Annotated in this window: 1 protein-coding gene and 1 pseudogene; one reads left to right on the top strand and one right to left on the bottom strand. The window is 33.9% G+C overall.

Going from position 1 to position 923, the window contains the following annotated elements:
- The first annotated feature begins 219 nt into the window (after positions 1-219).
- Positions 220-402 carry a hypothetical protein gene (locus EAL87_RS07985; RefSeq protein WP_162972715.1) on the top strand — a complete coding sequence of 61 codons (183 nt, stop codon included), beginning with the start codon at positions 220-222 and terminating at the stop codon, positions 400-402.
- A gap of 143 nt (positions 403-545) precedes the next feature.
- On the opposite strand, the pseudogene EAL87_RS07980 reads toward EAL87_RS07985, so the two are convergent.
- Positions 546-767 (bottom strand): annotated as a pseudogene (locus EAL87_RS07980) (sodium:calcium antiporter); the annotation flags it as partial.
- Between the last annotated feature and the right edge of the window lie 156 nt (positions 768-923).

The raw sequence follows: 923 nt of genomic DNA, 5'->3' as shown, positions 1-923 counted from the left end.
CTTGTATATCAAAAACAAATTCATCATTTCTATTTTCGGATACAGCAACAAATCAAATTTTGTCAAAACCGCTTTTTTGAATCAAGTCAAAAGCGATTTGAAAGAACTTCAACAAGAACAATAATGAAAGGCGAAACCACCATGCTTTTAGAATTCAGAATGAAAAAAGTGATGAAAGGTTAGATGTTTATACTCAAAGATTACGAAAAAACCAAAGGATTGGTATTTGTTCACAAATGCAAAATCCCTGCAATCACTATCTATGTGGGTTCTTATCTTGTTTTTGAGAAACAAAGAAATGTTAGAAAATACGATTGTTTTTTAGAGAGGATCAAAAAGCCCATTGATGTCCAAATTCTTTCAGAAGAAATCTTAGAAAAATTGAATGCTTCCAAAAGTTAACACTTTTTGAAACATGTCTTTTTCACTTCCATTGAGATTTAGTTCTGCTAAAAAAAAAGGATTTAGTCAGACTTTGAATGCAATCAACTTGTAGCTAATGAACCAATTTTTCAGCGATTTTCACTGCTAAACAAGTGAAATTGGTAATGTGTTTCTAATGCCTTTGCCTGATCTAAAACGATCTGTTGTTTTTGCTCTCGTATTTTTTCTTGATCAATAATCTGTCGGCTGCCTGCTGCCATCACATTGTTGATGTAAGCTGTAATGTTGCGATTTTCTTGCAAGATCAACGCTTTCTGCCTTTCTTCTTCTCTTTTCTTCAATTCTTCTTCAATCACACTAGAGACTTTCTGCCTCTGTGGGTATCAGCAGAGTGTGTCAAAAATCTCCCCAAAGACTTAAGGAAAGATGCTTTAGATAAAGCGGTGATTGATGACATTATTAAACAAAGCACCAAGACCTTGTCTAGAGAACACGAACAACAGGTTTTAGTGCCTAAAAATCCCTAATCATGGTATCAT

Origin of the sequence: Helicobacter pylori (assembly GCF_003636935.1) — a bacterium.
In the GTDB taxonomy this organism is placed as follows: domain Bacteria; phylum Campylobacterota; class Campylobacteria; order Campylobacterales; family Helicobacteraceae; genus Helicobacter; species Helicobacter pylori_CH.
This window is presented reverse-complemented; position numbering and strand designations above follow the sequence as displayed.